At 65.8% G+C, this 23,775-nt stretch carries 20 protein-coding genes; all 20 read left to right on the plus strand.

Going from position 1 to position 23,775, the window contains the following annotated elements:
* Positions 1-30: 30 nt before the first annotated feature.
* The 20 genes from IPM20_02510 to IPM20_02605 all read left to right on the plus strand — a co-directional run bounded on the left by IPM20_02510 (position 31) and on the right by IPM20_02605 (position 23,718).
* Positions 31-816, plus strand: a complete 786-nt coding sequence (locus tag IPM20_02510) for an isoprenyl transferase (protein MBK9130505.1) — start codon at positions 31-33, stop codon at positions 814-816.
* A complete protein-coding gene (locus IPM20_02515) occupies positions 809-1,669 on the plus strand; it encodes a phosphatidate cytidylyltransferase (GenBank protein ID MBK9130506.1) in 861 nt (286 codons plus the stop codon). Before IPM20_02510 ends, IPM20_02515 begins: the two co-directional genes overlap by 8 nt.
* A complete protein-coding gene (locus IPM20_02520) occupies positions 1,666-2,856 on the plus strand; it encodes a 1-deoxy-D-xylulose-5-phosphate reductoisomerase (GenBank protein MBK9130507.1) in 1,191 nt (396 codons plus the stop codon). The genes IPM20_02515 and IPM20_02520 overlap by 4 nt, the downstream gene beginning before the upstream one ends.
* Positions 2,820-4,217 (plus strand): RIP metalloprotease RseP, encoded by a 1,398-nt coding sequence (gene rseP, locus IPM20_02525; GenBank protein MBK9130508.1) that lies wholly within the window; start codon positions 2,820-2,822, stop codon positions 4,215-4,217. The genes IPM20_02520 and rseP overlap by 37 nt, the downstream gene beginning before the upstream one ends.
* Positions 4,218-4,240: 23 nt before the next feature.
* Positions 4,241-6,535 (plus strand): outer membrane protein assembly factor BamA, encoded by a 2,295-nt coding sequence (bamA, locus tag IPM20_02530; protein ID MBK9130509.1) that lies wholly within the window; start codon positions 4,241-4,243, stop codon positions 6,533-6,535.
* 24 nt (positions 6,536-6,559) lie between these two features.
* Positions 6,560-7,099, plus strand: coding sequence for an OmpH family outer membrane protein (locus IPM20_02535; GenBank protein ID MBK9130510.1), 540 nt, complete (start codon positions 6,560-6,562; stop codon positions 7,097-7,099).
* Positions 7,100-7,124: 25 nt separating this feature from the next.
* Entirely contained in the window at positions 7,125-8,183 is a 1,059-nt protein-coding gene (gene lpxD, locus IPM20_02540) for a UDP-3-O-(3-hydroxymyristoyl)glucosamine N-acyltransferase (GenBank protein MBK9130511.1), read from the plus strand.
* Positions 8,173-8,652, plus strand: a complete 480-nt coding sequence (gene fabZ, locus IPM20_02545; GenBank protein ID MBK9130512.1) for a 3-hydroxyacyl-ACP dehydratase FabZ — start codon at positions 8,173-8,175, stop codon at positions 8,650-8,652. The genes lpxD and fabZ overlap by 11 nt, the downstream gene beginning before the upstream one ends.
* Entirely contained in the window at positions 8,649-9,419 is a 771-nt protein-coding gene (gene lpxA / locus IPM20_02550; protein ID MBK9130513.1) for an acyl-ACP--UDP-N-acetylglucosamine O-acyltransferase, read from the plus strand. Before fabZ ends, lpxA begins: the two co-directional genes overlap by 4 nt.
* Before the next feature lie 307 nt (positions 9,420-9,726).
* The gene (gene lpxB / locus IPM20_02555) at positions 9,727-10,890 is read left to right on the plus strand and encodes a lipid-A-disaccharide synthase (GenBank protein ID MBK9130514.1); all 1,164 of its coding nucleotides are present in this window, start codon (positions 9,727-9,729) and stop codon (positions 10,888-10,890) included.
* Positions 10,890-11,501 carry a ribonuclease HII gene (gene rnhB, locus IPM20_02560; GenBank protein MBK9130515.1) on the plus strand — a complete coding sequence of 204 codons (612 nt, stop codon included), beginning with the start codon at positions 10,890-10,892 and terminating at the stop codon, positions 11,499-11,501. The genes lpxB and rnhB overlap by 1 nt, the downstream gene beginning before the upstream one ends.
* A 44-nt stretch (positions 11,502-11,545) precedes the next feature.
* Complete coding sequence (dnaE, locus tag IPM20_02565) at positions 11,546-15,013, plus strand: DNA polymerase III subunit alpha (GenBank protein MBK9130516.1); 3,468 nt, start codon at positions 11,546-11,548, stop codon at positions 15,011-15,013.
* 270 nt (positions 15,014-15,283) lie between these two features.
* Positions 15,284-16,240: an acetyl-CoA carboxylase carboxyltransferase subunit alpha gene (locus tag IPM20_02570; GenBank protein MBK9130517.1), complete on the plus strand. Its 957-nt coding sequence runs from the start codon at positions 15,284-15,286 to the stop codon at positions 16,238-16,240.
* Positions 16,224-17,609 carry a tRNA lysidine(34) synthetase TilS gene (gene tilS, locus IPM20_02575; GenBank protein ID MBK9130518.1) on the plus strand — a complete coding sequence of 462 codons (1,386 nt, stop codon included), beginning with the start codon at positions 16,224-16,226 and terminating at the stop codon, positions 17,607-17,609. Before IPM20_02570 ends, tilS begins: the two co-directional genes overlap by 17 nt.
* Before the next feature lie 178 nt (positions 17,610-17,787).
* Positions 17,788-18,576: a DUF91 domain-containing protein gene (locus IPM20_02580; protein ID MBK9130519.1), complete on the plus strand. Its 789-nt coding sequence runs from the start codon at positions 17,788-17,790 to the stop codon at positions 18,574-18,576.
* Positions 18,577-18,655: 79 nt separating this feature from the next.
* Entirely contained in the window at positions 18,656-19,309 is a 654-nt protein-coding gene (locus tag IPM20_02585) for a hypothetical protein (GenBank protein ID MBK9130520.1), read from the plus strand.
* A gap of 697 nt (positions 19,310-20,006) precedes the next feature.
* The gene (locus IPM20_02590) at positions 20,007-20,393 is read left to right on the plus strand and encodes a cupin domain-containing protein (GenBank protein MBK9130521.1); all 387 of its coding nucleotides are present in this window, start codon (positions 20,007-20,009) and stop codon (positions 20,391-20,393) included.
* Positions 20,394-20,492: 99 nt separating this feature from the next.
* A complete protein-coding gene (locus IPM20_02595) occupies positions 20,493-20,906 on the plus strand; it encodes a hypothetical protein (protein ID MBK9130522.1) in 414 nt (137 codons plus the stop codon).
* A 70-nt stretch (positions 20,907-20,976) separates the two neighbouring features.
* The gene (locus IPM20_02600; protein MBK9130523.1) at positions 20,977-21,189 is read left to right on the plus strand and encodes a DUF3565 domain-containing protein; all 213 of its coding nucleotides are present in this window, start codon (positions 20,977-20,979) and stop codon (positions 21,187-21,189) included.
* A gap of 147 nt (positions 21,190-21,336) precedes the next feature.
* On the plus strand, positions 21,337-23,718 hold the full coding sequence (locus tag IPM20_02605) for a plasma-membrane proton-efflux P-type ATPase (GenBank protein ID MBK9130524.1): 2,382 nt from the start codon (positions 21,337-21,339) through the stop codon (positions 23,716-23,718).
* Positions 23,719-23,775 lie beyond the last annotated feature (57 nt).

The following is a 23,775-nucleotide window of genomic DNA, read 5'->3' on the forward strand; positions in this document are numbered from 1 at the left end:
AACCCGATCAACAGCCCGGTTTGCATCTCCATGGCGTTTTTTTCCAAGAGCACGAATTCCCTTCCGCCCCGGGCGACGGATGATTCCGGCGCATTACCCGCGCACGTCGCCATCATCATGGACGGCAACGGCCGCTGGGCCAGGCAGCGCCACCTGCCGCGTATCGCCGGCCATCGCGCCGGGGTGGAGGCGGTGCGCACCATCGTCGAGGCCTGCGCCGCCAGGGGAGTCAAGGTACTGACGCTGTTCGCCTTCAGCAGCGAGAACTGGCGCCGGCCCGAGACCGAAGTCACCCTGCTGATGGACCTGCTGCTGACATCGCTGCAGCGCGAGGTGGAAAAGCTGCACCGGAACGGCATTCGGCTGCTGTTCGTCGGCGAACGTGCCGCATTCAATTCCAAGCTCATCGAAATGATGGAGTCGTCCGAGCGCCTGACCGCCGGCAACCCGGGTCTCACGCTGGTCATCGCGCTCAACTACGGCGGCCGCTGGGACGTCACCCAGGCCGCGCAGCAGCTGGCGCGGCGGGTCGCGGCGGGTGAACTCCGGGTCGAGGACATCGACGCCGACACGATCGAGGCGCACCTGTGCCTGCGCGGGCTGCCCGAGCCGGACCTTTTCATCCGCACCGGAGGCGAGCAGCGCATCAGCAATTTCCTGCTGTGGCATCTCGCCTACACGGAACTGTATTTCACCGCGATCCTGTGGCCCGACTTCGACGCGCGGGCCTTCGATGACGCGCTGGCATCGTTCGCCGCGCGCCAGCGCCGCTTCGGGCGCACCGGTGACCAGGTAGAGCAGGCCAAGGGTGCTTAAGCAGCGCCTGCTTACAATCGCGGTACTGCTCCCTCTCTTCGTCTGGTGCGTGCTGGCGCTGCCGACACAGTACTTCGCCCTGTGTATCGCGCTGATGGTGCTGATCGGGGCCTGGGAATGGGCGGGCCTGATCGGACTGGGTGCGCGCGGCGAACGCATCGCGTATGTCGCCCTCGTGGGCGCCGCCCTTGGCGGCGCGGCCTGGCTCGTCGCGGTTCCCGTGCTGCGCCAGTTCGTGCTGGCGGGCGCCCTGGTGTGGTGGTGCGTCGCCATGATGTGGATCCGGCGCTATAACCATGATCCTCACGGTTTTTCGCGTTCCCTCCATAAGGATCCGACGCGAGGTTTTCCTCCCCGCTGGCTTTTCGGTATGCTCGGTGTCGTCGTACTGGTCCCGGCCTGGCTCGGCCTGATCGTCCTCCACGGGAATGCCTTCGCGGGCGGGCAGCTTGTGCTGCTGCTGATGCTCCTGGTGTGGGGGGCGGACAGCGGCGCCTACGTCGCGGGGCGCCTGTGGGGGCGCACCAAGCTGGCACCGGAGGTCAGCCCGGGCAAGAGCTGGGAAGGGGTATACGGCGGGCTCGCCGTGGCGACGCTCGTGGCGCTCGGCAGCGGTCTGTGGTTCGGCCTCGACTGGCGCACCCTGGTGACGCTCACGTTGCTGGGATTCGTCACGGTATTGTTTTCCATCATCGGTGATCTGTTCGAGAGCATGATCAAACGGCTGGCGGGGGTGAAGGACAGCGGACGCCTGTTGCCGGGCCACGGCGGCATGCTTGACCGCATCGACAGCGTCACCGCGGCCGCGCCGGTGTTTGCGCTGGGGCTGATCTGGCAGGGGGTGGTGGCGTGATCGGCGTGACCATCCTCGGCGCCACGGGCTCCATCGGGGTCAACACCCTCGACGTACTGGCGCGCCGGCCGGACCGTTACCGGGTGGTCGCGTTGACCGCCAGCACCGATGTCGAGCGCCTGTTCGAGCAATGCCTGCGCCACCGTCCCGATCTCGCCGTGATGGCGGATCCCGGCGCGGCGGAACGTCTGGAGCGCAAACTGGTCGAAGCAGCATGCGCCACGCGGGTGGCCTCGGGCACCGAGGGCCTCTGCCTCGCCGCCGGCCTGCCCGCGGCGGATTGCGTGATGGCGGCGATCGTCGGCGCGGCCGGCCTCCTGCCCACGCTCACCGCCGTGCGCGCCGGCAAGCGCGTGCTGCTGGCGAACAAGGAGGCCCTGGTCATGGCGGGCGCGCTGTTCATGGAAGAGGTGCGCGCGCACGGCGCCGTGCTGCTCCCGATCGACAGCGAGCACAACGCAGTATTCCAGTGCATGCCGGGGGATTACGCCCGCGGCCTGTCCCGGGTGGGCGTGCGGCGCATCCTGCTGACCTCCTCGGGCGGTCCGTTCCGCCAGCAGCCGCGCCTGCTGCACGACGTGAAGCCGGAACAGGCCTGCGCGCATCCGAACTGGGTGATGGGGCGCAAGATTTCGGTCGATTCCGCGACCATGATGAACAAGGGGCTGGAAGTCATTGAAGCGAAGTGGCTGTTCGACGCGGACCCCGCCATGATCGAGGTCGTGGTGCACCCGCAGAGCGTGATCCATTCGCTGGTCGAATACCTCGACGGCTCCATGCTGGCCCAACTCGCGAGCCCCGACATGCGCATCCCGATCGCGCACGCGCTCGCCTGGCCGGAACGCATGGAATCCGGCGCCGAGCGCCTCAACCTGTTCGAGGTGGCCCGGCTCGATTTCGAGGCGCCCGACCTGGAGCGCTTCCCCTGCCTGCGCATCGCCTTCGAGGCGGCGCGCGCGGGCGGCACCGCGCCCGCCGTGATGAACGCCGCCAACGAGGTCGCGGTCCGCGCCTTCCTGGAGCGCCGGCTGCGCTTCACCGGGATTCCGGCCGTGGTCGAGGCCGCGCTGGCCGCCGTGCCGCTGCGGGAGGCGGCGACGCTGGATACGGTCCTCGAGGCCGACCGCGAGGCGCGTGGCTGCGCCGAGGAATGGATACAGGATTCCGCCCTGGAGGTGATGCCGTGAACGGCGTGCTGTCTTCCGTCTTCTTCTTCATCATCGCCATCGGCGTGCTGGTGACCGTGCACGAGTTCGGACATTTCATCGTCGCGCGCCGGCTCGGCGTCAAGGTGCTGCGTTTCTCGGTCGGCTTCGGCATGCCGCTGTGGAGCTGGCGCCGTCGCAACGACGAGACCGAGTACGTCATCGCGGCGCTGCCGCTGGGCGGTTACGTGCAGATGCTCGACGAGCGCGAGGCCCCGGTGCCGGAAGCGGAGCTGCCGCGCGCCTTCAACCGCAAGCCGCTGGGCAGCCGCTTCGCCATCGTCGCGGCCGGTCCGATCTTCAACTTCCTGTTCGCCATCCTGGCCTACTGGGTGATCTTCGTGCTCGGCGTCGACGGGATCAAGCCTCTGGTCGGCGAGGTGAACAAGGATTCACTGGCGGCGGAGGCGGGTTTCCAGCCGGGCGACCTGATCACCCGCGTCGACGGGCGCGACACCGCGACCTGGAACATGGTATTCCTCGAGATGCTCAACCGCAGCCTGGACGGCAGCCACATCGCCGTGACGGTGGTGGACGCCGATCAGGTGGAACGCCGGCGCGAGCTGGATTTCGACCGCCTGCCCGCCGGCGTCGACCGCTCCAATCTGCTGCAGGTGATCGGGCTCGGGATGTACCGGCCCAGCCTGGAAGCGGTGATCGGCACGCTGGAACCGGGCGGTGCGGCGGAACAGGCCGGGATGCGTGTCGGCGACCGCATCGTCGCGGTGGACGGCCGGCCCATCGCGCAGTGGGAGGAGTGGGTCGAATACGTGCGTGCGCACCCGGAACAGGAGCTCCAGGCCAGGGTCGAGCGCGACGGTGAAATGATCGACATCGGCCTGCGCCCGCAGCGCGTGACGACGGAGCAGGGCGACATCGGGCGCATCGGCGCCGCGGTGAAGATCGCGCCCGGCCAGGCCGACGAGCTGCGCGCCAAGGAACGCTACGCCGCGCCGACCGCGTTGCTGGTCGCGGCCCAGCGCACCTGGGACATGACCTGGCTGACGGCGAAGATGCTGGTCAGCATGGTGGGCGGAGAGGTATCCGCCTCCAATCTCGGCGGGCCGATCCGCATCGCCCAGTACGCCGGCGCCTCCGCCGATGCCGGCGTGGTCCAGTTCATCGGTTTCCTGGCCCTCATCAGCATCAGTCTCGGGTTGCTCAATCTCCTGCCCATCCCGGTGCTGGACGGCGGCCATCTCCTGTACTATCTCGTCGAGCTGGTGAAAGGCAGCCCCCTGTCGGAGCAGGTCCAGGCCTTCGGCCAGCGCGTCGGCATCGCGCTGCTGATCGGTGTCATGATCCTGGCGTTCTACAACGATATCGTTCAGCTCTTCGGTTAAGGCGACCTTCCCGCAATCATCGGATGATTTCCCGCGTGCATTACAGACTGTTCGTCCTGCTGTTCGTCCTGCTGGCGTCGTGGAGCGCGTGGGCGTTCGACGCCTTCGTCGTCAAGGACATCCGGGTGGAGGGTTTGCAGCGCATCTCGCTCGGTACCGTGCTGAATTACCTGCCGGTGAACGTGGGCGAGACCTTCGACGAGTCGCGTACCGCCGGCACCATCCGCGCCCTGTTCAAGACCGGGTTCTTCAGCGATATCCGTCTCGAAAGGGACGGCGATGTGCTGGTCGTGCGGGTGGAGGAGCGGCCGGCCATCGGCACGGTGAAGATCGAGGGCAACAAGGACATCACCACCGACCAGCTCAAGGACGCGCTGAAATCGATCGGGCTGTCCGACGGCAGCATCTTCGACCGTTCCTCGCTGGAGAAGATGAAGCTCGAGCTCGAGCGGCAGTACTTCAGCCAGGGCAAGTACAGCGTCAAGGTGCAGAGCACCGTCACCGAACTCACCGACAACCGGGTCGATATCGTCATCAACATCGACGAAGGCGGCGTGGCGCGCCTGCGCCGTATCAACATCGTCGGCAATCATGCGTTCAGCGACGCGGAGCTGCTGGCTTCCTTCGAGCTCAGCCCGCAAACGATGTTCTCGTTCTTTTCCGACAGTGACCAGTATTCCAGCCGCAAGCTGTCCGGCGACCTGGAATCACTGCGTTCGCATTACCTGGACAACGGCTACATCAATTTCTCCATCGACTCCACCGAGGTCTCCGTCAGCCCGGACAAGAGCGACGTCTACATCACGATCAACGTCACCGAGGGCGACAAGTACACCGTCTCCGGTGTCTCGCTCGCGGGCGAGCTGATCGTCCCCGAGGAGGAACTGCGCAAGCTCATCGTCATCGGCGCGGGGGACGTGTTCTCGCGCAAGGCGGCCACCCAGAGCGCCGCCGCCATCAGCGAGCGGCTGGGCAAGGAAGGCTATGCGTTCTCCAACGTCAATCCGTCGCCGAAGGTGGACAAGGACAAGCGCGAGGTCGAGCTGGTGTTCTTCGTCGATCCCGGCCGGCGCATCTATGTGCGCCGGGTTAACGTCGCCGGCAACCTCAAGACCCAGGACGACGTCATCCGGCGCGAGGTACGCCAGATGGAGGGCGGCTGGATCTCCACCGACAAGGTGAACCTGTCGCGCACGCGCCTGGACCGGCTCGGATACTTCGAGGAAGCCACGGTGGAAACACCGGCCGTGCCCGGCGTCGCCGACCAGGTCGACGTCAACTTCGCGGTCAAGGAACGGCCCTCGGGTTCGCTGACCGCGGGCATCGGTTACTCGGGGTCGCAGGGATTCCTGGTCAACGCGAGCATCAGCCAGAACAACGTACTGGGCAGCGGCAAGCGCGTCAGCGCCACGGTGAACAACAGTTCCATCAATCGCACCTACAGCTTTTCCTATACCAATCCCTATTACACGCTGGACGGCATCAGCCGCGGTTTCAGCGTGTTCAGCCGGCAGACCGACGCCGGCCAGACCTCGGTCGTGGTGGATTACACGTCGGACGTCCGCGGCGTCAGCGTCGACTACGGCTTCCCGCTGAGCGAATTCAATACCGCCAACCTGTCGCTCGGCTACGAAAACACCACACTCGACACCACCGACAACACGCCGCAGTCGATCCTGGATTTCATCAGCGAGAATTCCGACCAGTTTGACATCTACAAGCTGACCGGCGGCTTTACCCATGACACCCGCAACCGCGCCATCCTGGCCAGCCGCGGCAGGCTGCACAGCATCAGCACCGAGATCGCCGTGCCGGGCAGCGGCCTGGAGTACTACAAGCTGCGTTACCGCGGACTCCAGTACCTGCCGCTGTACGGGGATTACACCCTGTTGCTGAAGGGCGACGTCGGCTACGGCGACGGCTACGCGGACACCACCGGTCTGCCGTTCTTCGAAAACTTCTATGCCGGCGGTCCCGAATCCGTGCGCGGTTACGCCTCCAATTCGCTCGGACCGCAGGAGGACGGCGATGCCCGCGGCGGCGCCTTCAAGACCGTGGGCAACCTGGAATTCATCTTCCCGGTCCCGTTCGCCGCGGACAACAAATCGTTGCGTATAAGCACATTCTTTGATATTGGTAATGTCTTTGCGGAGGTGAACGATTTCAACGCCGACGAACTGCGTCAGTCGGTGGGAGTGTCCGTACTCTGGTTCACCCCGATCGCACCGATGACATTCAGTCTGGCCTGGCCCCTGAACGACCAGCCGGAGGACGATACGGAAAGATTCCAGTTCACGCTCGGATCGTTTTTCTTCTGACATCTGATAATTTGGAGCAGCGCATTGAAGAACATTGCATCGATTGTGGTCACCCTGGTTTTCACGCTGACAGTCGGCGTGCTGCCCGCCGCGGCCGAGATGAGGCTGGGCTATGTGGACGCCGCGCGCCTGCTTGACGAGGCGCCGCAGGCCAAGGACGCCACCAACCGCCTGAAGGATGAATTCGCCTCCCGCGAGGAAGAGATCGCCGTCGCCCAGGACAAGATCAAGCGCCTGGAAGAGGGGCTGCAGCGCGATGGCGCGGTGATGAGTGAGGAGGAGCGCAAGAAGCAGACACTCGACATCCTGTCGCGCAAGCGTGAGTTGCGCCGCATGCAGGATGAGTTCCGCGAGGACGTCAACATCCGCCGCAACGACGCCATCGGCAGTCTGCAGGGACTCATCAAGCAGACCATCGAGGAGATCGGCAGCGCGCAGAAATTCGACCTGATCTTCTTCGACGGCATCGCCTACGCCAATTCCGCGCTGGACATCACCGATCAGGTGCTGGACGGCCTGAAGAAGCGCTACCAGGGCGCCGCGACGGGATCCAAGGGCAAGTAGCCGGAACGCAACGGGCAGGCCGCGGGTGGAATTCAGCCTGGGAGATCTGGCGGAGCGATTCGGCGGCGAGGTATATGGGGACGGCGGCTGCATGATCCACGCGGTCGCCACGCTCGAGCAGGCCGGTCCCGGCGAGATCACGTTCCTGGCGAATCCGCATTATCGCGGGCTGCTGGCCGGCACCCGCGCCTCGGCCGTGATCCTGGCGCCCCGGTACGCCGGCGATTGCCGCGTCAACGCCTTGGTCACGGACAATCCCTATGCGGTCTATGCCCGGGTGGCGCAGCTGCTCTATCCGCCCCGGCGGCCGGTGCCGGGGGTGCACCGCAGCGCCAGCGTCGAGGCCTCCAGCGTACTCAAGGACGGCGTCAGCATCGGCGCCAACGCGGTGATCGGCGCGCAGGTGCGCCTGGGGCGCGACGTGCGCATCGGGCCGGGCTGCGTGGTGGAGGACGGGGTCGAAATCGGCGCCGGCAGCACCCTGGTCGCCAACGTCACGGTGTGCCAGGGCAGCCGCATCGGCGAGCGGGCGCTGCTTCATCCCGGAGTGGTGATCGGCGCGGACGGCTTCGGCTTCGCGCGCGACCGCGAGGGCTGGATCAAGATCCCCCAGCTCGGCTGTGTGGTCATCGGCGACGATGTCGAGATCGGCGCCAATACGACCATCGACCGCGGGGCGCTGGGGGACACGGTGATCGAGGACGGCGTGAAGCTGGATAATCAGATCCAGGTCGCCCACAATGTGCACATCGGCGCCCATACCGCCATTGCCGGCTGCACCGGCATCGCCGGCAGCGCGCGTATCGGCCGGCGCTGCGCCATCGGCGGCGGGGTGGGGATCCTGGGCCATCTCGACATCGCCGACGACGTGCAGATCACCGCGTGTTCTCTGGTGACCCACTCGATCAGCGCGAGCGGGAGTTACTCCTCCGGTGCGCCGCTGGAGACGACCGCGGCCTGGCGCAAGAACCACGTGCGCATGAAGCAACTGGACGAGATGGCGAAACGCCTGGGCGAGCTGGAACGGCTCGTCATGGCCAAGACGGACGAAGACGAACAACAGCGGGCACCAGATGAACAATAAAGACAACACCGGGAACGAGGCCGCGGGCATGGATATCCACGGCATACTGAAGCACCTGCCCCACCGCTACCCGTTCCTGCTGATCGACCGCGTCATCGATTACGCGGTCGGCGACTACCTGATCGCGATCAAGAACGTGACCTTCAACGAGCCGTTCTTCACCGGACATTTCCCGGTGCAACCGGTCATGCCCGGCGTGCTGCTGCTGGAGGCGATGGCGCAGGCGACCGGCGTGCTGGCCTTCCGCACCACCAATTCGCAGCCGGAGGACGGTTCGCTCTACCTGCTGGTTGGCATCGACAAGGCGCGCTTCAAGCGGCCGGTCGAGCCGGGCGACCAGGTCAGGATCGAGGTGAAGTACGTGCGCAACATGCGCAACATCTGGTTCTTCAGCGCCGAGGCGCGCGTGGACGGCGAGCTGGCCGCCAGCGCCGACATCATGTGCGCCTCCAAGGAAGTCACCGCTTGATCGATCCGCGCGCCATCGTCGATCCCGCCGCGCGGCTCGCGGACGATGTCAGTGTCGGTCCGTTTTCCATCATCGGACCCGGCGTCGAGATCGGCGCCGGCACGACCATCGGCCCGCACGCCGTGGTGAAGGGGCCGACGCGCATCGGCCGCGACAACCGCATCTACCCGTTCGCCTCCATCGGCGAGGATCCGCAGGACAAGAAATACGCCGGCGAACCCACCCGGCTCGAGATCGGCGACGGCAACCTGTTCCGTGAGTACGTCACCGTGCACCGCGGCACGGTACAGGGCGGCGGCGTCACCCGCATCGGCGACCGCAACTGGATCATGATCGGCTGCCACATCGCCCACGACTGCGTCGTCGGCAGCGATACCATCTTCTCCAACAATGCCGCGCTCGCCGGCCACGTCACGGTGGAGGACCACGCGATCCTCGGCGGCTATACGCTGGTGCACCAGTTCTGCGCCATCGGCGCGCATTGCTTCACCGCCATGGGCAGCGTCATCTCCAAGGACGTGCCGCCCTATGTGCTGGTGTCCGGTCACATGGCCAAGCCGTACGGCCTCAACGTGGAAGGCCTCAAACGCCGCGGTTTCAGCGCCGAGACCATCGCCGAGCTGCGGCGCGCCTACAAGCTGCTGTACAAGTCCAAGCTCACGCTCGAGCAGGCGGTCGGCGAGATCCGCGCGCTGGCCCGGACCACTCCGGAGGCCGGCGCGCTGGTCGCCTTCATCGAGGCCTCGACGCGCGGCGTGATCCGCTGAGCGGAGATACCGTCGGGATGCCCGCCCGTGGTCCGGAGGTGGCGCAGCGGAATCCGGTAGCCGCGGATTCCCCGGATTCCGGCGCTGTGCGCCTCCATCCGGGCTACGAGTCAGGGACATCACCACAAATTCAGAAGCCGGTCCCAATCACGCCGCGCATCGCTTACCCATGTAGCCCGGATGAAGCGCAGCGGAATCCGGGAACGACATGCCGCCTGTTCCCGGGATTCCCGGCGCGTTGCGCCTCCATCCCGGCTACATCGATGCGGGTCGGGCAGGATGAAATGAAGCCCGACATCAGACGCTCATGAACGCGAAGCTGCGCATCGGCCTCGTGGCCGGCGAGGTGTCGGGTGACCTGATCGGCGCGGGCCTGATCGACGCCATCCGGAGGCGCGTTCCCGCGGCCGAGTTCGAGGGCATCGCCGGGCCGCGCATGGCGGAGCGGGGCTGCAAGGTGCTCTATCCGATGGAGCGGCTCTCCGTGATGGGCCTGGTCGAGGTGCTCGGCCGCTATCGCGAGCTGCGCACGGCCCGCGCCCGCATCGCCGCTCATTTCCGCGCCGATCCCCCGGACGTCTTCGTCGGCATCGACGCCCCCGATTTCAATCTCGGCCTGGAGACACGGCTGCGCGCGGCGGGGATCCCTACCGTGCACTACGTCAGCCCGACCGTCTGGGCCTGGCGGCGCGGACGTTTGCGCACCATCGCGCGCGCCGTCGATTTGATGCTGACGCTGTTTCCGTTCGAGGAAGCGTTCTACCGCGAGCACGACGTCGCCGTGCGCTACGTCGGCCATCATCTCGCCGATGCGATCCCGGAGCAGTCCGACCCGCGCGCGGCCCGCGCCGCCCTCGGACTGCCGGAGGAGGGCGAACTGGTCGCGCTGCTGCCGGGCAGCCGCGACTCGGAGGTGAGCCGGCTCGCCGAGCTGTTCGTGCAGGCCGCGCACTGGTGCGTCGCGCACCGGCCCGGGCTGCGCTTCGCCGCGCCGTTCGCCAGCGCCGCGACGCGCGCGCGCTTCGAGGCGGCGCTCGCGCGCCACCCGGGCCTGGACTGCCGCCTGTATGACGGCCGCTCGCGCGAGGTGATGGCGGCCGCCGATGCCGTGCTGCTCGCCAGCGGCACCGCCAGCCTGGAGGCCATGCTGCTCAAGCGCCCGATGGTCGTGGCCTACCGCCTGGCGCCGCTCAGCTACTGGCTGATCCGGCGCATGATGTACATCGATCGTTATTCCCTGCCCAATCTGCTCGCCGGCGAGCGGCTGGTGCCCGAGTTCGTGCAGGACGCCGCCACGCCGCCCGCGCTGGGCGCGGCGCTGCTCGATCTGCTCGCCGCGCCCGCCCGCGTCCGCCAGTTGCAGGAACGCTTCACGGCGCTGCACCGCCAGCTGCGCCGCGACGCGAACGAGCGCGCCGCCGAGGCGGTGCTGGAGCTGGTTGCCGCCCGCCGGACGGGACGGGGGGGGTGATGGAGCCGCCGGCACTCGCATTGATCCTGGAGGGGGAGGCGGACATCCTGGTCGCCGGTGTCGACGAGGCCGGGCGCGGCCCGCTCGCCGGACCGGTGATCGCGGCCGCGGTGATCCTCGACCCGGCCCGCCCGCTCGCCGGTCTGAACGACTCCAAGCTGCTGAGCGCGCGCCAGCGCGAGCGCCTGGAGAGGGAGATCCAGGCCGGCGCCCTGGCCTGGGCGCTGGGACGGGCGGAGGTCGAGGAGATCGACAGCATCAACATCCTCCAGGCGACCCTGCTCGCGATGCAGCGCGCCGTGGCGGCGCTCGACCCCGCCCCGCGCCGCGCCCTGATCGACGGCGACCGCTGCCCGCGCCTGGGGTGCCCGGCGCAGGCCATCGTCAAGGGAGACCAGAAGGTAGGCGCCATCGCGGCGGCGTCCATCCTGGCCAAGGTCGCGCGCGACCGCGAGATGGAGGCCCTGGACGCGCTCTATCCGGGCTACGGCCTGGCCCGCCACAAGGGTTATCCCACGCGCGACCACGTCGAGGCGCTGCGCCGGCTGGGCGCGAGCCCCGTCCACCGGCTCAGTTTCCGTCCGGTGCGCGAGGCGGCGGAAGCGAACTGAAACCGCCCTCGCCGGGGCCGGAATGCTTGGTTAAAATACCGGCCATGCCGGCCAGCTTCGTCCATCTCCACGTCCACAGCGATTACTCCCTGATCGACGGCATCGTGCGCGTCAAGCCGCTGGTGCAGGCGACGGCCGGCGCGGGCATGCCGGCGGTGGCGCTGACCGACCAGTGCAATATGTTCGCGCTGGTGAAGTTCTACCGCGCCGCGGTCGCCGCCGGCGTCAAGCCGATTGCGGGCGTCGACCTGTGGGTGCAGGACGACGCCCGGGACGCGCCTGCGCGGCTGCTCCTGCTGTGCCAGGACCACGCCGGCTACCTGCGCCTGACCCGCCTGCTGTCGCGCGCCTACATCGAGGGCCAGCACCATGGCGTGCCGACGGTACGGCGCGAATGGCTGGGTGACGCCGCCGAGGGTCTCATCGCGCTGTCCGGCGCGGGCGAGGGCGACATCGGGCAGGCCCTGCTCGCCGGCAACCGCGCGCTCGCCGCCAGTCGGCTGCGGTTCTGGTCCGGACTGTTTCCGCAGCGCTTCTACCTCGAACTGCAGCGCACCGGCCGTGCCCGCGAAGAGCAGTACATCCAGGCCGCGGTCGAGCTGGCGCTCGAGCACGCGATCCCGGTGGTCGCCACCAACGACGTGCGTTTCCTGACGCCGCAGGACTTCGAGGCGCACGAGGCGCGCGTGTGCATCCACAGCGGGCGCACGCTGGAGGATCCGCGCCGCCCGCGCCAGCACAGCGCGCAGCAGTATTTGCGCACGCCGGAGGAGATGGCGGAGCTGTTCGCCGACATCCCGGAGGCGCTCGCGAACACGGTCGAGATCGCCCGCCGCTGCAACCTCGAGCTCACGCTCGGCAAGAACGTGCTGCCGGATTTCCCGACACCGGCGGGCATGAACGCCGACGAATTCTTCGCCGTTGAGGCGCGCGCCGGCCTGATGCGCCGCATGCAGGGCCTGCCCGCCTGCGCCACGGCGGATGCGGAGGCCGAGCGGCGCGCGCTCTACGAGGCGCGGCTGGAGCTGGAACTCGGCGTCATCATCAAGATGGGCTTTCCGGGCTATTTCCTGATCGTCGCCGACTTCATCCGCTGGGCCAAGGCGAACGACATCCCGGTGGGACCGGGGCGCGGTTCGGGCGCGGGCTCGCTGGTCGCCTATTCTCTGGATATTACTGATCTGGATCCAATAAGATACGAGCTACTCTTTGAGCGATTCCTGAATCCAGAGCGCGTCTCGCTGCCGGACTTCGACATCGACTTCTGCATGGACGGACGCGACCGCGTGATCGACTACGTGGCGCAGCGCTACGGCCGCGAGAAGGTGTCGCAGATCATCACCTACGGCACCATGGCGGCGAAGGCCGTGGTGCGCGACGTCGGGCGCGTGCTCGGCCATCCCTACGGCTTCGTCGACAAGATCGCCAAGCTGATCCCGTTCGAGCTCGGCATGACGCTGGACAAGGCGCTGGAGGACGAGGAACAGTTGCGCCAGCGCTACGAGGACGAGGAGGAGGTGCGCACGCTGATCGACCTCGCGCGCGCGCTGGAGGGCCTGGTGCGCAACGCCGGCAAGCACGCCGGCGGCGTGGTCATCGCGCCGTCCGCGCTGACCGACTTCACGCCGCTCTACTGCGAACAGGGTTCGGTCGCCACGGTGACGCAGTTCGACAAGGACGACGTGGAGGCGGTCGGCCTGGTCAAGTTCGACTTCCTCGGCCTGCGCACACTGACCATCATCGACCGCGCGGTGAAAGGCGTGCTCGGGCGCACCGGCACCGCCATCGACGTCACCAACCTGCCGATGGACGACGCGCCGACCTACGAGCTGCTGAAGCGCTGCGCCACCACCGCCGTGTTCCAGCTCGAGTCGCGCGGCATGAAGGACCTGATCAAGCGCCTGCAGCCCGACTGCTTCGACGACGTCATCGCGCTGGTCGCGCTGTTCCGCCCCGGCCCGCTGCAGTCCGGCATGGTGGACGACTTCATCAACGTCAAGCACAAGCGCCAGCGCGCGAACTATCCGCATCCGGACCTGGAGCCGATCCTGAAGTCCACCTACGGCGTCATCCTGTACCAGGAGCAGGTGATGCAGATCGCGCAGGTGCTGGCCGGCTACACGCTCGGACAGGCCGACCTGCTGCGGCGCGCGATGGGCAAGAAAAAGCCGGAGGAGATGGCGAAGCAGCGCGCGGGCTTCGTCGCCGGCGCCGTCCAGCGCGGCGTCGACGAGAAGACCGCCGCCTACATCTTCGACCTGATGGAGAAGTTCGCCGGCTACGGCTTCAACAAGTCGCACTCGGCCGCCTACGCGCTGATCGCGTATCAGACCGCCTGGCTGAAGGCGCATTACCCGGCCGACTTCATGGCCGCCGTGCTGTCGGCGGACATGGACAATACCGACAAGGTGGTGATGCTGATCGACGAATGCCGCTCGATGGGCCTGCAGGTGCAGCCGCCGGACGTCAACCGCTGCGACTTCTCGTTCACGGTGCAGGACGACGCCACCATCCTCTACGGCCTCGGCGCCATCAAGGGTGTGGGCGAGGCGGCGCTCAGCGGCGTCACCGCCGAGCGCGCGGACAACGGTCCGTTCCGCGACCTGTTCGACCTGTGCCGGCGCATCGACCTGCGCAAGGCCAACCGGCGCGTGCTGGAGGCGCTGATCCGCTCCGGCGCGCTCGACGTGCTCGACGCCAATCGCGCGCGTTCGATGACGCTGCTGACCGAGGCGCTGCAGATGGCGGAGCGCCAGTCGCGCGACAGCGAACTGGGCCAGAACGACCTGTTCGGCGGCGGAGGCGCGGCCGCCGCCGGTCCGGCCGACGACGTCGCGCGCGCGCTGGCGCGCGCGGTGCCGGAGTGGGACGAGGAACAGCGCCTGCTGGGCGAGAAGGAGACCCTCGGGCTCTACCTCACCGGCCATCCGATCGAGCGTTACCGCGGCGAGCTCGCGCGCTTCGTCTCGGCCGCGATCGCGCAGCTCAAACCGACGGCGGATCAGACCGTGGTGGTGGCCGGGCTGGTCGTCGCCATCCGCACCATGAACAGCCGGCGCGGCGAACGCATCGCCTTCATGACGCTGGACGATCGCAGCGGGCGCATCGAGATCGCGGTGTTCTCGGAGGCCTACCAGAAATACCGCGACCTGCTGTCCAAGGATCGCCTGCTGGTGGTGGAGGGCAGCGTCAGCGTGGACGAGTATTCGGGCGGTTACCGCATGAGCGCGGAAAAAATTTATGATATCGACCGCGCGCGCGGCGTGTATGCCAAGGGCGTGGAGATCGACGTGCAGTCGAAGCGCGCCGCCGCCAACGGCTTCAGCACGATGCTGGCGCGCATCCTCGAGCCGTTCCGCGAGGGCCGCTGCCCGGTGTGGATCAACTTCGAGGGCGACGGCGCGCGGGCGCGCATGGCCCTGGGCCGCGAGTGGAGCGTCAACCCCACCGACGAACTGCTGCACCGCCTGAGCGAGGTGGCCGGCCCGGACGGGGTGAGGGTGATTTATTGAAGCCTCCGGAGTATACCGCCCTGTCAAGTGGGTCGGGCCCGGCAGGATGGAATTCCCTCGGCCCCACTTGCGCGGGAAAATCTTTATGACACAATGGCGTGCAACCCGTTGCCGAAAGCGCGGCATTTGAAACCGGGAGGAACTTCTGGATACGTCATACCCGCGAAAACGGGAATCCGGGCCGGAAATATCCGGCATGCCGGAGTGTCGTCGGTGCCGGAGACGTTTTGCAGCGGATTCCCTCAGCCTAACCGATAGCGCCGATCCTGCATGAAACTCAGCTTTCTGGATTTCGAACAACCCATCGCCGAGCTCGAGGCGAAGATCGAGGAACTCCGCTACGTCGGCACCGACAAGGCGGTCAACATCAGCGAGGAGATCGGCCGGCTCGAGGAGAAGGCCCGCTCGCTGACCGAGACGATCTTCGCCCAGCTCACCGCCTGGCAGATCGCGCAGCTCGCGCGCCATCCGCAGCGGCCGTACACGCTGGACTACATCGAGCGCATCTTCACCGAATTCGAGGAACTGCACGGCGACCGCCGCTATGCGGACGATCCCGCCATCGTCGGCGGCATCGCCCGCCTCGACGAACGCCCGGTCATGATCATCGGCCACCAGAAGGGGCGCGACACCGCTGAGAAGGTGCGCCGCAACTTCGGCATGCCGCGCCCGGAAGGCTACCGCAAGGCGCAGCGCCTGATGGAACTGGCCGAGCGCTTCAAGCTGCCGATCCTGACCTTCATCGACACGCCCGGCGCCTATCCCGGCGTCGGCGCCGAGGAACGCGGCCAGAGCGAGGCCATCGCGCGCAACCTGCTCGTGCTGTCCACCCTGCGCACGCCGGTCATCTGCACCGTGATCGGGGAAGGCGGGTCCGGCGGCGCGCTCGCCATCGGCGTCGGCGACCATGTCATGATGCTCGAATACAGCACCTACTCGGTGATCTCGCCCGAGGGCTGCGCCTCCATCCTGTGGAAGAGCGCCAGCCGCGCCTCCGAGGCCGCCGATGCGATGGGCATCACCTCCAAGCGCCTCAAGCTGCTCAACCTGATCGACCAGGTGATCCCGGAGCCGCTCGGCGGCGCGCATCGCGATGTCGATACCACCATCGCCAATGTCCGGCTGGCCCTGGTCGAATCGCTCGCGCGGCTCGACAGCAAGCGCATCGACGACCTGCTCAAGACGCGCTACCAGCGCATCATGAGTTACGGTGTCTTCAAGGGCTGAAGGCGCCGGCGTCGCGGTCCCCGATCGGGTCTTCCCGGCGCTGGAGCGTCTGCCCGGCATCCGCCGTTATCTCGTCGCCTTCAGCGGCGGCCTCGATTCCAGCGTCCTGCTGCACCTGATGGCCGCGCTGCGTCCGCGCTACGCGGCCGGGCTGTGCGCCGTGCATGTCAATCACGGCCTGCAGCCCGCCGCCGCGGACTGGGCGCGCCAGTGCCGCGCCATCTGTGACGACCTCGGGATCCCGTTGTTCGACCTCGCCGTGGCGGCGCGGCCGGGACCGGGTGAGAGCCCTGAGGCGGCCGCGCGCCGCGCGCGCTACGACGGCATCCGTGCCGTGATGGAGGAGGGCGACTGCCTGCTCACCGCCCATCACCAGGACGACCAGGCCGAGACCGTGTTGCTGCAGCTGCTGCGCGGCAGCGGCGTCGCGGGCCTGGCCGCGATGCCGCCGTGCGCGCCGTTTGCCGCCGGCTGGCACGCGCGCCCGCTGCTCGGACTGACGCGCGCCGAGCTGAAGGCCTACGCCGAGGCGCAGGGCCTGCGCTGGATCGAGGACCCGAGCAACTTCGACACCGGCCTGCGCCGTAACTTCGTGCGCCATGAGATCATGCCGCGCCTGCGCGGGCAATGGCCCGCCTTCGCGCGCACATTGTCGCGCAGCGCCGCCCACAGCGCCGAGACCACGCGCCTGCTCGACGAGATCGGTGCCGAGGATCTCGCCATGGTCGCGGGCCCCAGGACCGCCACGCTGTCCATCGACGCCCTGATGCAGCTGAGCCCCGAGCGCCTGAACAACGTCGTGCGCTACTGGCTGCGCACGCTCGAACTGCCCCTGCCAAGCACCGCGCACCTCGAGCGCCTGCACGAGGACATCCTGAAGGCGGCGCAGGACAGCGCGCCGCTGCTCGCCTGGCCCGGGGCCGAGGTGCGGCGCTACCGCCGCCTGCTCTACGCCATGTGGCCGCTGCCGCCGCACGACGCGGAGCAGATCGTGCCCTGGGACCTCGCCGCGCCGCTCGAACTCCCCACCTGTGGCGGCCGCCTGGTCGCCCGCCACAGCGCCGGCAGCGGCATCCGCCGCGTGCTGCTCAAGGACCGCCCCGTCACCGTGCGCTTCCGCCGCGGCGGTGAACACTGCCGCCCCGCCGGCCGCGGCCACACCCACGAACTGCGCAAACTGCTGCAGGAATCCGCCGTCCCGCCCTGGCTGCGCGAACGCGTACCGCTGCTGTACCTCGGCGACGAGCTCGCCGCCGTCGGCGACCTGTTCCTCTGCGAGGGCTTCCAGGCCGGGGCGGGCGAGGCGGGCATCGAGATCGAATGGACCTTCCAGGCGCTGGCTCCCGAAGGAGTTAGCCTGAATGGGTGAGTAGGGAGTCAGGCGGTATCCGTTAAATTATCCGTTTGCGCGGATGAGAAAACGGATTCTTCTGGAGAATCAGAAAGATTCGGGGAACGCGGTGAGTGATAGGTATAAAACTGCTACGTTATAACGTATAACTTTTATATCTACTCACTGTTAGAGTGCGCAGGCAAGGGAGTTCGTAATGGCGACTTGGGTCTTCTCCAACAACGCAGCGGGCTACTACGGTACTGACGACTGGGATACGTCAACCATCCTCTCTCGGCTGCAGTACTACCTGAAAGTCAATGAGCCCAATAGGGGTAACGTGACGCCGGGAGATAGGATCGTCCTTCGCGAGTACGGTACCGGTCTATGGGGAACCTGCGTCATCGCAGGTCAGTGGCAACCCGATAGCGAGTCTCTTGCGAAGCACGAAAAGGAGGCGGGCTGGTTTCCTATCTCCGACGTAGATCGCTGGGCGGTCACGCTCCCTTATGCGTTGGTAAAGGAAGAGCTTTCCAATCAGAACCACCGCCTCCGGATTGCACGAGCCACAGACACCGACTTTGAGGTCATCCGGCTTGCGAAACGATTCTATGAACGCTTGGGCTACGGGTCCCACGATGGCACGTTCTTCGTGCTTGAAGCCGGCCTTGAAGAAGCGGTCAAACAGAACCTTGGTCAACTCGGACTTCGTCTCGCCGACGAGTCGATTCAGCAGCAATGTAATCTTGGCCTCGGCATCGGAAGAACAGATCTGATTTGCCTCGACAAGGAGGACAACTACGTCGTGCTCGAACTCAAGGCAACGTACACGTCAGATGCCGTCGTAGGGCAGATCCTCCGGTACATGGGCTACATTAGGGAGAACATGGCGGCACCGGCGGGAAAAGCCGTACGCGGCATTGTGCTTACACCATCGTACGACGAGCAACTGAGACTCGCAGCGAAGGAGGCAAATGTAACGGTCCTGCGAGTCGGGCTGTTATGACGGCACGCTCTAACATCAAGATCCAGGGGACATCCCCGCTTCGCGGGGCCGCCCCTGATCTTGGGCGTTAGCGCAACAGATGAACGAAGAACTCGAACGCAGTATTTCCCACATAGAAGGTCTCACTGATCTTCATCTTTCACTGCTGATGGAAATGCTCAAGGCCGACGGTGGCAAGATGTTCCCGCTCGATATGCTGGCGTCTGCTGCGGTCAAACGGTCGATGTCGCTTTGTTCAGGCTTTGCGTCATTGATGAGAGATAAAAACTATACATGCGCTGCTTCGCTTCTGCGTTTGCAACTAGATAGTTGTTTGCGATTTTTTGCGGCATTTATAGTCGAAAACCCACATGATTTCGCCTACGCGGTCTTTAAAGGTACGCCTATTAGGAAAATGAAAGATCGTAACGGCCATCTGATGACTGATCGATATCTAGTCGATTCACTTGGAAAGAAATATGAATGGATGCCGAGAGTTTATGATGCAACTTCTGGGTTCATTCATCTTTCCGAAAGGCACATATTTACGGCGTTCCAAGCGAAGGAAGGCGAAAGGAATGTGGGTCTCACGGTTGGCGCCAAGGATGATGACATCCCCATTGAGCTGTGGATTGAGCTGGCGCATGGCTTCTTAGCGGCTACTGACGCGCTCGTTGAGTATCTGAAGGGGTGGACTTTTACTAAACAGAATCCGGATGCCGTAAAAAAGTATGTAGATGAACAGCGACGCTAACAAGGTCATGAACTCGGACGCACAAAAGCGCCGCTATGCTTTGCTTTTGCACGCCGGTTATGGCGAACGTTAGGTGCCATATGCCGAAGCCCCTTGCCTCCTACTTTTCCGTATGGATGCCTTGGCGCGAAAGGAACGATCATCCACAGATTGCTTGCCCGGGTGTCTATGCCGTCGCGCGCTTTGATAGCTCCCCGACTGGCCGGTTCTCGCTGTGCGACGACTTGATCTACTTCGGTATGACAAACTCAAAGGGTGGGTTGAAGTATCGGCTCAAGCAGTTTGATCGCACCATCTCAGGCCATCTTGAGCATGGTGGCGCTGATCGCGTCCTTCACGCCTATCCGAGCTATTCACGGCTTGTGCCTAAGCTCTATGTTGCCGTAGCGCCATTCCCTTGCGATGTTATGTCGAATAAACCACGAGACCTATGCACCATGGGGGAGGTGGCAAGGTTCGAGTATCTTTGCTTTGCGGCTTATGCACGGAAATTTGGTCGGTTACCTCGGTTCAACGACAAGTTGGGTTCGCCAAAGGCCAGTAAAAACTACACCTAACCCTGCGGTCAACACGGACCTCGTGCGAAAAGCCGCGCAAGGCCGGTTACCTCCACGTTGGGCGTCAATCATTTAAACGGATGCGGTGATTGACAGAACACTTGCTGAAAGACATCCATTCAGCCAAAGGAGAATCGATCATGCGGATTAAAAAGGACGATGTCGAAGTCAAGATGGAAATCCCGGGCGCAGTGATTCGTCAGCGAACGGATTTCGGCGATGCAACTGGATTCGGAAAAATCAGCGGCGAATATTTCACTCTCTCGGCGGGTGTTGACACGACTCCGTTGTTCCAGGGGCTGGAAGGCAATTTATGCCAGTGCCCTCACTGGGGCTTCGTCCTGCGCGGCCAACTTACCACAACCGACGCGGACGGCGCACAAGAGACAGTCAAAGCGAATGATCTCTTCTACTGGCCACCTGGGCACAACGTAAAGGTCGACGCCGACGCGGAAATTATTATGTTCAGCCCTCAGCACGAGCACAGCCATGTCATCGGTCACATGATAAAGAAGGTCAAAGGGTAGTGTTGCAGTGCCGTGGATTCGCCCTGGGCCCAACCAATCATTCCACCGGGCCTGCGCAAAATGCCGCGCAGGCCGGTGAATTCAACCGTTAAGGTGCGAATGAAAATGTCCATCTGGCCAAAGGCCGCTGCACTCTGGCTGGTCATCCTGATCTTAGCCATCCTGAACGGCACGCTGAGGGAAAAGGTGCTCATGCCCGTCATGGGTGGTGTCCCGGGTCTGGTGGCCAGCGGCGTCATCCTGTCGCTGTGCATCTTCGTGGTGGCGTTTGCCGCCGCGCCCTGGTATGGCCAGCTGACTGCGCTCCGATGGTTGCGGGTCGGCCTGTTCTGGCTCGCGCTGACGCTGGCCTTCGAGTTCGGTTTCGGCCTGTTCGTGCAAGGCAAATCTCCGGTCGACCTGCTCGATGCGTACACATTTCGCGGCGGCAATCTCTGGCCCGTGGTGCTCGCGGCCACGGTCTTCTCGCCCTGGCTGGCGGCCAGGCTCCGGCGGCGGGTGGCCCTCTTGTGACTGCCGCGCTGTTTCGGGGTAGGATGCCTTGAGACGGCATCGTGTCCGTCGCCGCGAAATCGGAAGAGACGTGCAGCAGCCCATCACCGGCTTCCACCTCGACGCGCATGACGACTGGGTCGCGGAGCTGGCCTGCGGTCATTTCCAGCACGTGCGCCACAATCCGCCCTGGACCCTGCGGCCGTGGGTGATGACCGAGGATGGCCGCGCGAGCGCGCTCGGACGGCGGCTGGAGTGCAGAAAGTGCGATGCGGGCGCGCCCGCGGACACCCGTGCCAGATAGAGAGTGGTGGACAGGAGATTCCCGAGTCGTTTCCCCGCGGTGACGTCGCGAGGCCGGCGCAGGCACGCACGGTTTTCTTGCCAGTCGGGGTAATTCGGCACGGCCAGGCTGGCCACCACCTTTTGTCCCGCGGGGAGGAGGGTTGCGATGGACGAGACAACGGGGGGTTTGAGTCGGGCGGAAGCCGCACTGCGGCTGCAGCAGTCCGGCTACAACGAACTGCCGGAAACGCGCGTCAACCCGCTGCTGAAGCTGCTGACGTATTTCAACGGTCCGATCCCCTGGATGATCGAGGCGGCGGCGGTGCTGTCGGCGCTGGTGGGACACTGGCCGGACTTCTTCGTAATCCTCACGCTGCTGATCGCCAACGCGGTCGTGGGCTTCTGGGAGGAATACCAGGCCGGTAATGCGATCGCGGCGCTCAACGCCAGGCTGGCGTTGCGGGCGCGCGTCAGGCGCGACGGCGAGTGGACCGAGGTGCCGGCGCGCGAGCTGGTGCCGGGCGATCTGATCCGGGTGCGGCTGGGCGATATCGTGCCGGCGGACGCCAGGCTGCTTGAGGGAGACCCGGTGGAGATCGACCAGTCCGCGCTGACGGGTGAATCACTGCCGGTGACGCGCAAGACGGGGGAAACGGTGTACTCCGGCGCCGTCATGAAACTGGGGGAGATCGACGCCGAGGTGACGGCCACCGGGCGGAACACCTACTTCGGCAAGACGGCGCAGTTGGTCACCGAGGCGGGCACGGTCAGCCACTTTCAGCAGGCCGTGCTCAAGATCGGCGATTACCTGATTGCGCTGGCGATCACGCTGGTGGTGCTGATCATGGCGGTCGCGCTGTTTCGCGGCGACGACATGATGACCACGCTGCAGTTCGCGCTGGTGCTGACGATCGCCGCGATCCCGGTCGCCATGCCGACCGTGCTGTCGGTCACGATGGCGGTCGGCGCGCGCCTGCTGGCGGCGAAGCAGGCCATCGTCAGCCGGCTGGCGTCCATCGAGGAACTCGCCGGCATGGACGTGCTGTGCTCGGACAAGACCGGGACGCTGACGCAGAACAGGCTCACGCTCGGCGAGCCGTTCTGCGTCGCGGGAATCAGCGCGGAGCAGCTCATTCTCTACGGCGCGCTGGCGTCGCGCGCGGGGAACGATGACGCGATCGATCATGCCGTGATCGCCGGTGTGGGCGACAGGCGGCGCCTCGAGGCGTACCGGGTCACGCATTACCTGCCGTTCGATCCCGTCCACAAGCGCACCGAGGCCACGGTGACCGGCGCCGATGGCGCGACGTTCAGGGTGAGCAAGGGCGCGCCGCAGGTGATACTCGCGCTCGCCGCCGATGCCGCCGCTGAAGGCGCCATCGAGGAATTCGCCCGGCGCGGATATCGCGCGCTCGGCGTGGCGCGCACGGACGGGCAGGGCCGCTGGCGGTTCCTCGGCCTGCTGTCCCTGTTCGACCCGCCGCGCGAGGATTCGAAGGAGACCGTGGCGATCGCCCAGCAGATGGGCGTGCAGGTGAAGATGGTCACCGGCGACCAGCTCGCCATCGGCAGGGAGATCGCCGGCCGCCTGGGGCTCGGCACGAACCTGGTCGATGCCGGCGTGTTCAACGAAACGCGGCACCATGAGGGCGCGGCGCTGGCGGACGCCATCGAGCAGGCGGACGGATTCGCGCAGGCATACCCCGAGCACAAGTTTCATATCGTCGAGGTGCTCCAGCGTCACCACCACATCGTCGGTATGACCGGCGACGGCGTGAACGACGCGCCGGCGCTGAAGAAGGCCGATTGCGGCATCGCCGTATCGGGCGCGACCGACGCCGCGCGGGCGGCGGCGGCGATGGTGCTGCTGACGCCGGGGTTGTCGGTGATCATCGACGCGCTGAAGGAGAGCCGGAAGATCTTCCGGAGGATGACGAACTACACGATCTACCGCGTCGCGGAGACGATCCGCGTGCTGCTGTTCATGACGCTGTGCATCCTGATCTTCGATTTTTACCCGGTGACGGCGGTGATGATCGTGCTGCTCGCCCTGCTCAACGACGGCGCGATCCTCTCCATCGCCTACGACCGGGTGGAATACTCGGACAAGCCCGAGGTATGGAACATGCGCGAAGTGCTCGGCATCGCGACCGCGCTGGGGGTTTCCGGCGTGCTGGCCTCGTTCGGCCTGTTCTACCTCGGCGACCGGGTCTACCATCTCGACCATGGCATGATCCAGACGCTGATCTACCTGAAGCTGTCGGTGGCGGGCCATCTGACGGTCTTCCTGACCCGCACGCGCGGCCCGTTCTGGTTATCGCGCCCGGCCGGCATCCTGCTGCTCGCGGTGGGCGGGACGCAGCTCGTGGCGACCCTGATCGCCGTCTACGGCTGGTTCATGCCGCCCATCGGCTGGGGCTGGGCGGCGGCGGTGTGGGTCTATGCGGCCGCCTGGTGGCTCGTCAACGACCGGGTCAAGCTCTTCGCCTACCGGATCCTCGAACAGGATCGCTCGATCGTCGACCGATTTCGGGGACAGTTCACTTGATTCCGCATCAGGACGTCATGAACATGGAATTAAGTATGCTGTCCCGGCATTAGTGAG

The organism is Gammaproteobacteria bacterium (genome assembly GCA_016716465.1).
Lineage (GTDB): Bacteria > Pseudomonadota > Gammaproteobacteria > SZUA-140 > SZUA-140 > JADJWH01.

Bases quoted from the DNA above. Each gene is read 5' to 3' on its own strand.
- fabZ (MBK9130512.1), top strand. From the start codon at position 8,173: ATGAACAATAAAGACAACACCGGGAACGAGGCCGCGGGCATGGATATC.
- IPM20_02580 (MBK9130519.1), top strand. From the start codon at position 17,788: ATGGCGACTTGGGTCTTCTCCAACAACGCAGCGGGCTACTACGGTACT.
- bamA (MBK9130509.1), top strand. From the start codon at position 4,241: ATGATTTCCCGCGTGCATTACAGACTGTTCGTCCTGCTGTTCGTCCTG.
- IPM20_02590 (MBK9130521.1), top strand. From the start codon at position 20,007: ATGCGGATTAAAAAGGACGATGTCGAAGTCAAGATGGAAATCCCGGGC.
- lpxB (MBK9130514.1), top strand. From the start codon at position 9,727: ATGAACGCGAAGCTGCGCATCGGCCTCGTGGCCGGCGAGGTGTCGGGT.
- IPM20_02570 (MBK9130517.1), top strand. From the start codon at position 15,284: ATGAAACTCAGCTTTCTGGATTTCGAACAACCCATCGCCGAGCTCGAG.
- rnhB (MBK9130515.1), top strand. From the start codon at position 10,890: ATGGAGCCGCCGGCACTCGCATTGATCCTGGAGGGGGAGGCGGACATC.
- rseP (MBK9130508.1), top strand. From the start codon at position 2,820: ATGGATACAGGATTCCGCCCTGGAGGTGATGCCGTGAACGGCGTGCTG.
- dnaE (MBK9130516.1), top strand. From the start codon at position 11,546: ATGCCGGCCAGCTTCGTCCATCTCCACGTCCACAGCGATTACTCCCTG.
- IPM20_02595 (MBK9130522.1), top strand. From the start codon at position 20,493: ATGAAAATGTCCATCTGGCCAAAGGCCGCTGCACTCTGGCTGGTCATC.
- IPM20_02605 (MBK9130524.1), top strand. From the start codon at position 21,337: ATGGACGAGACAACGGGGGGTTTGAGTCGGGCGGAAGCCGCACTGCGG.
- IPM20_02510 (MBK9130505.1), top strand. From the start codon at position 31: ATGGCGTTTTTTTCCAAGAGCACGAATTCCCTTCCGCCCCGGGCGACG.
- IPM20_02585 (MBK9130520.1), top strand. From the start codon at position 18,656: ATGAACGAAGAACTCGAACGCAGTATTTCCCACATAGAAGGTCTCACT.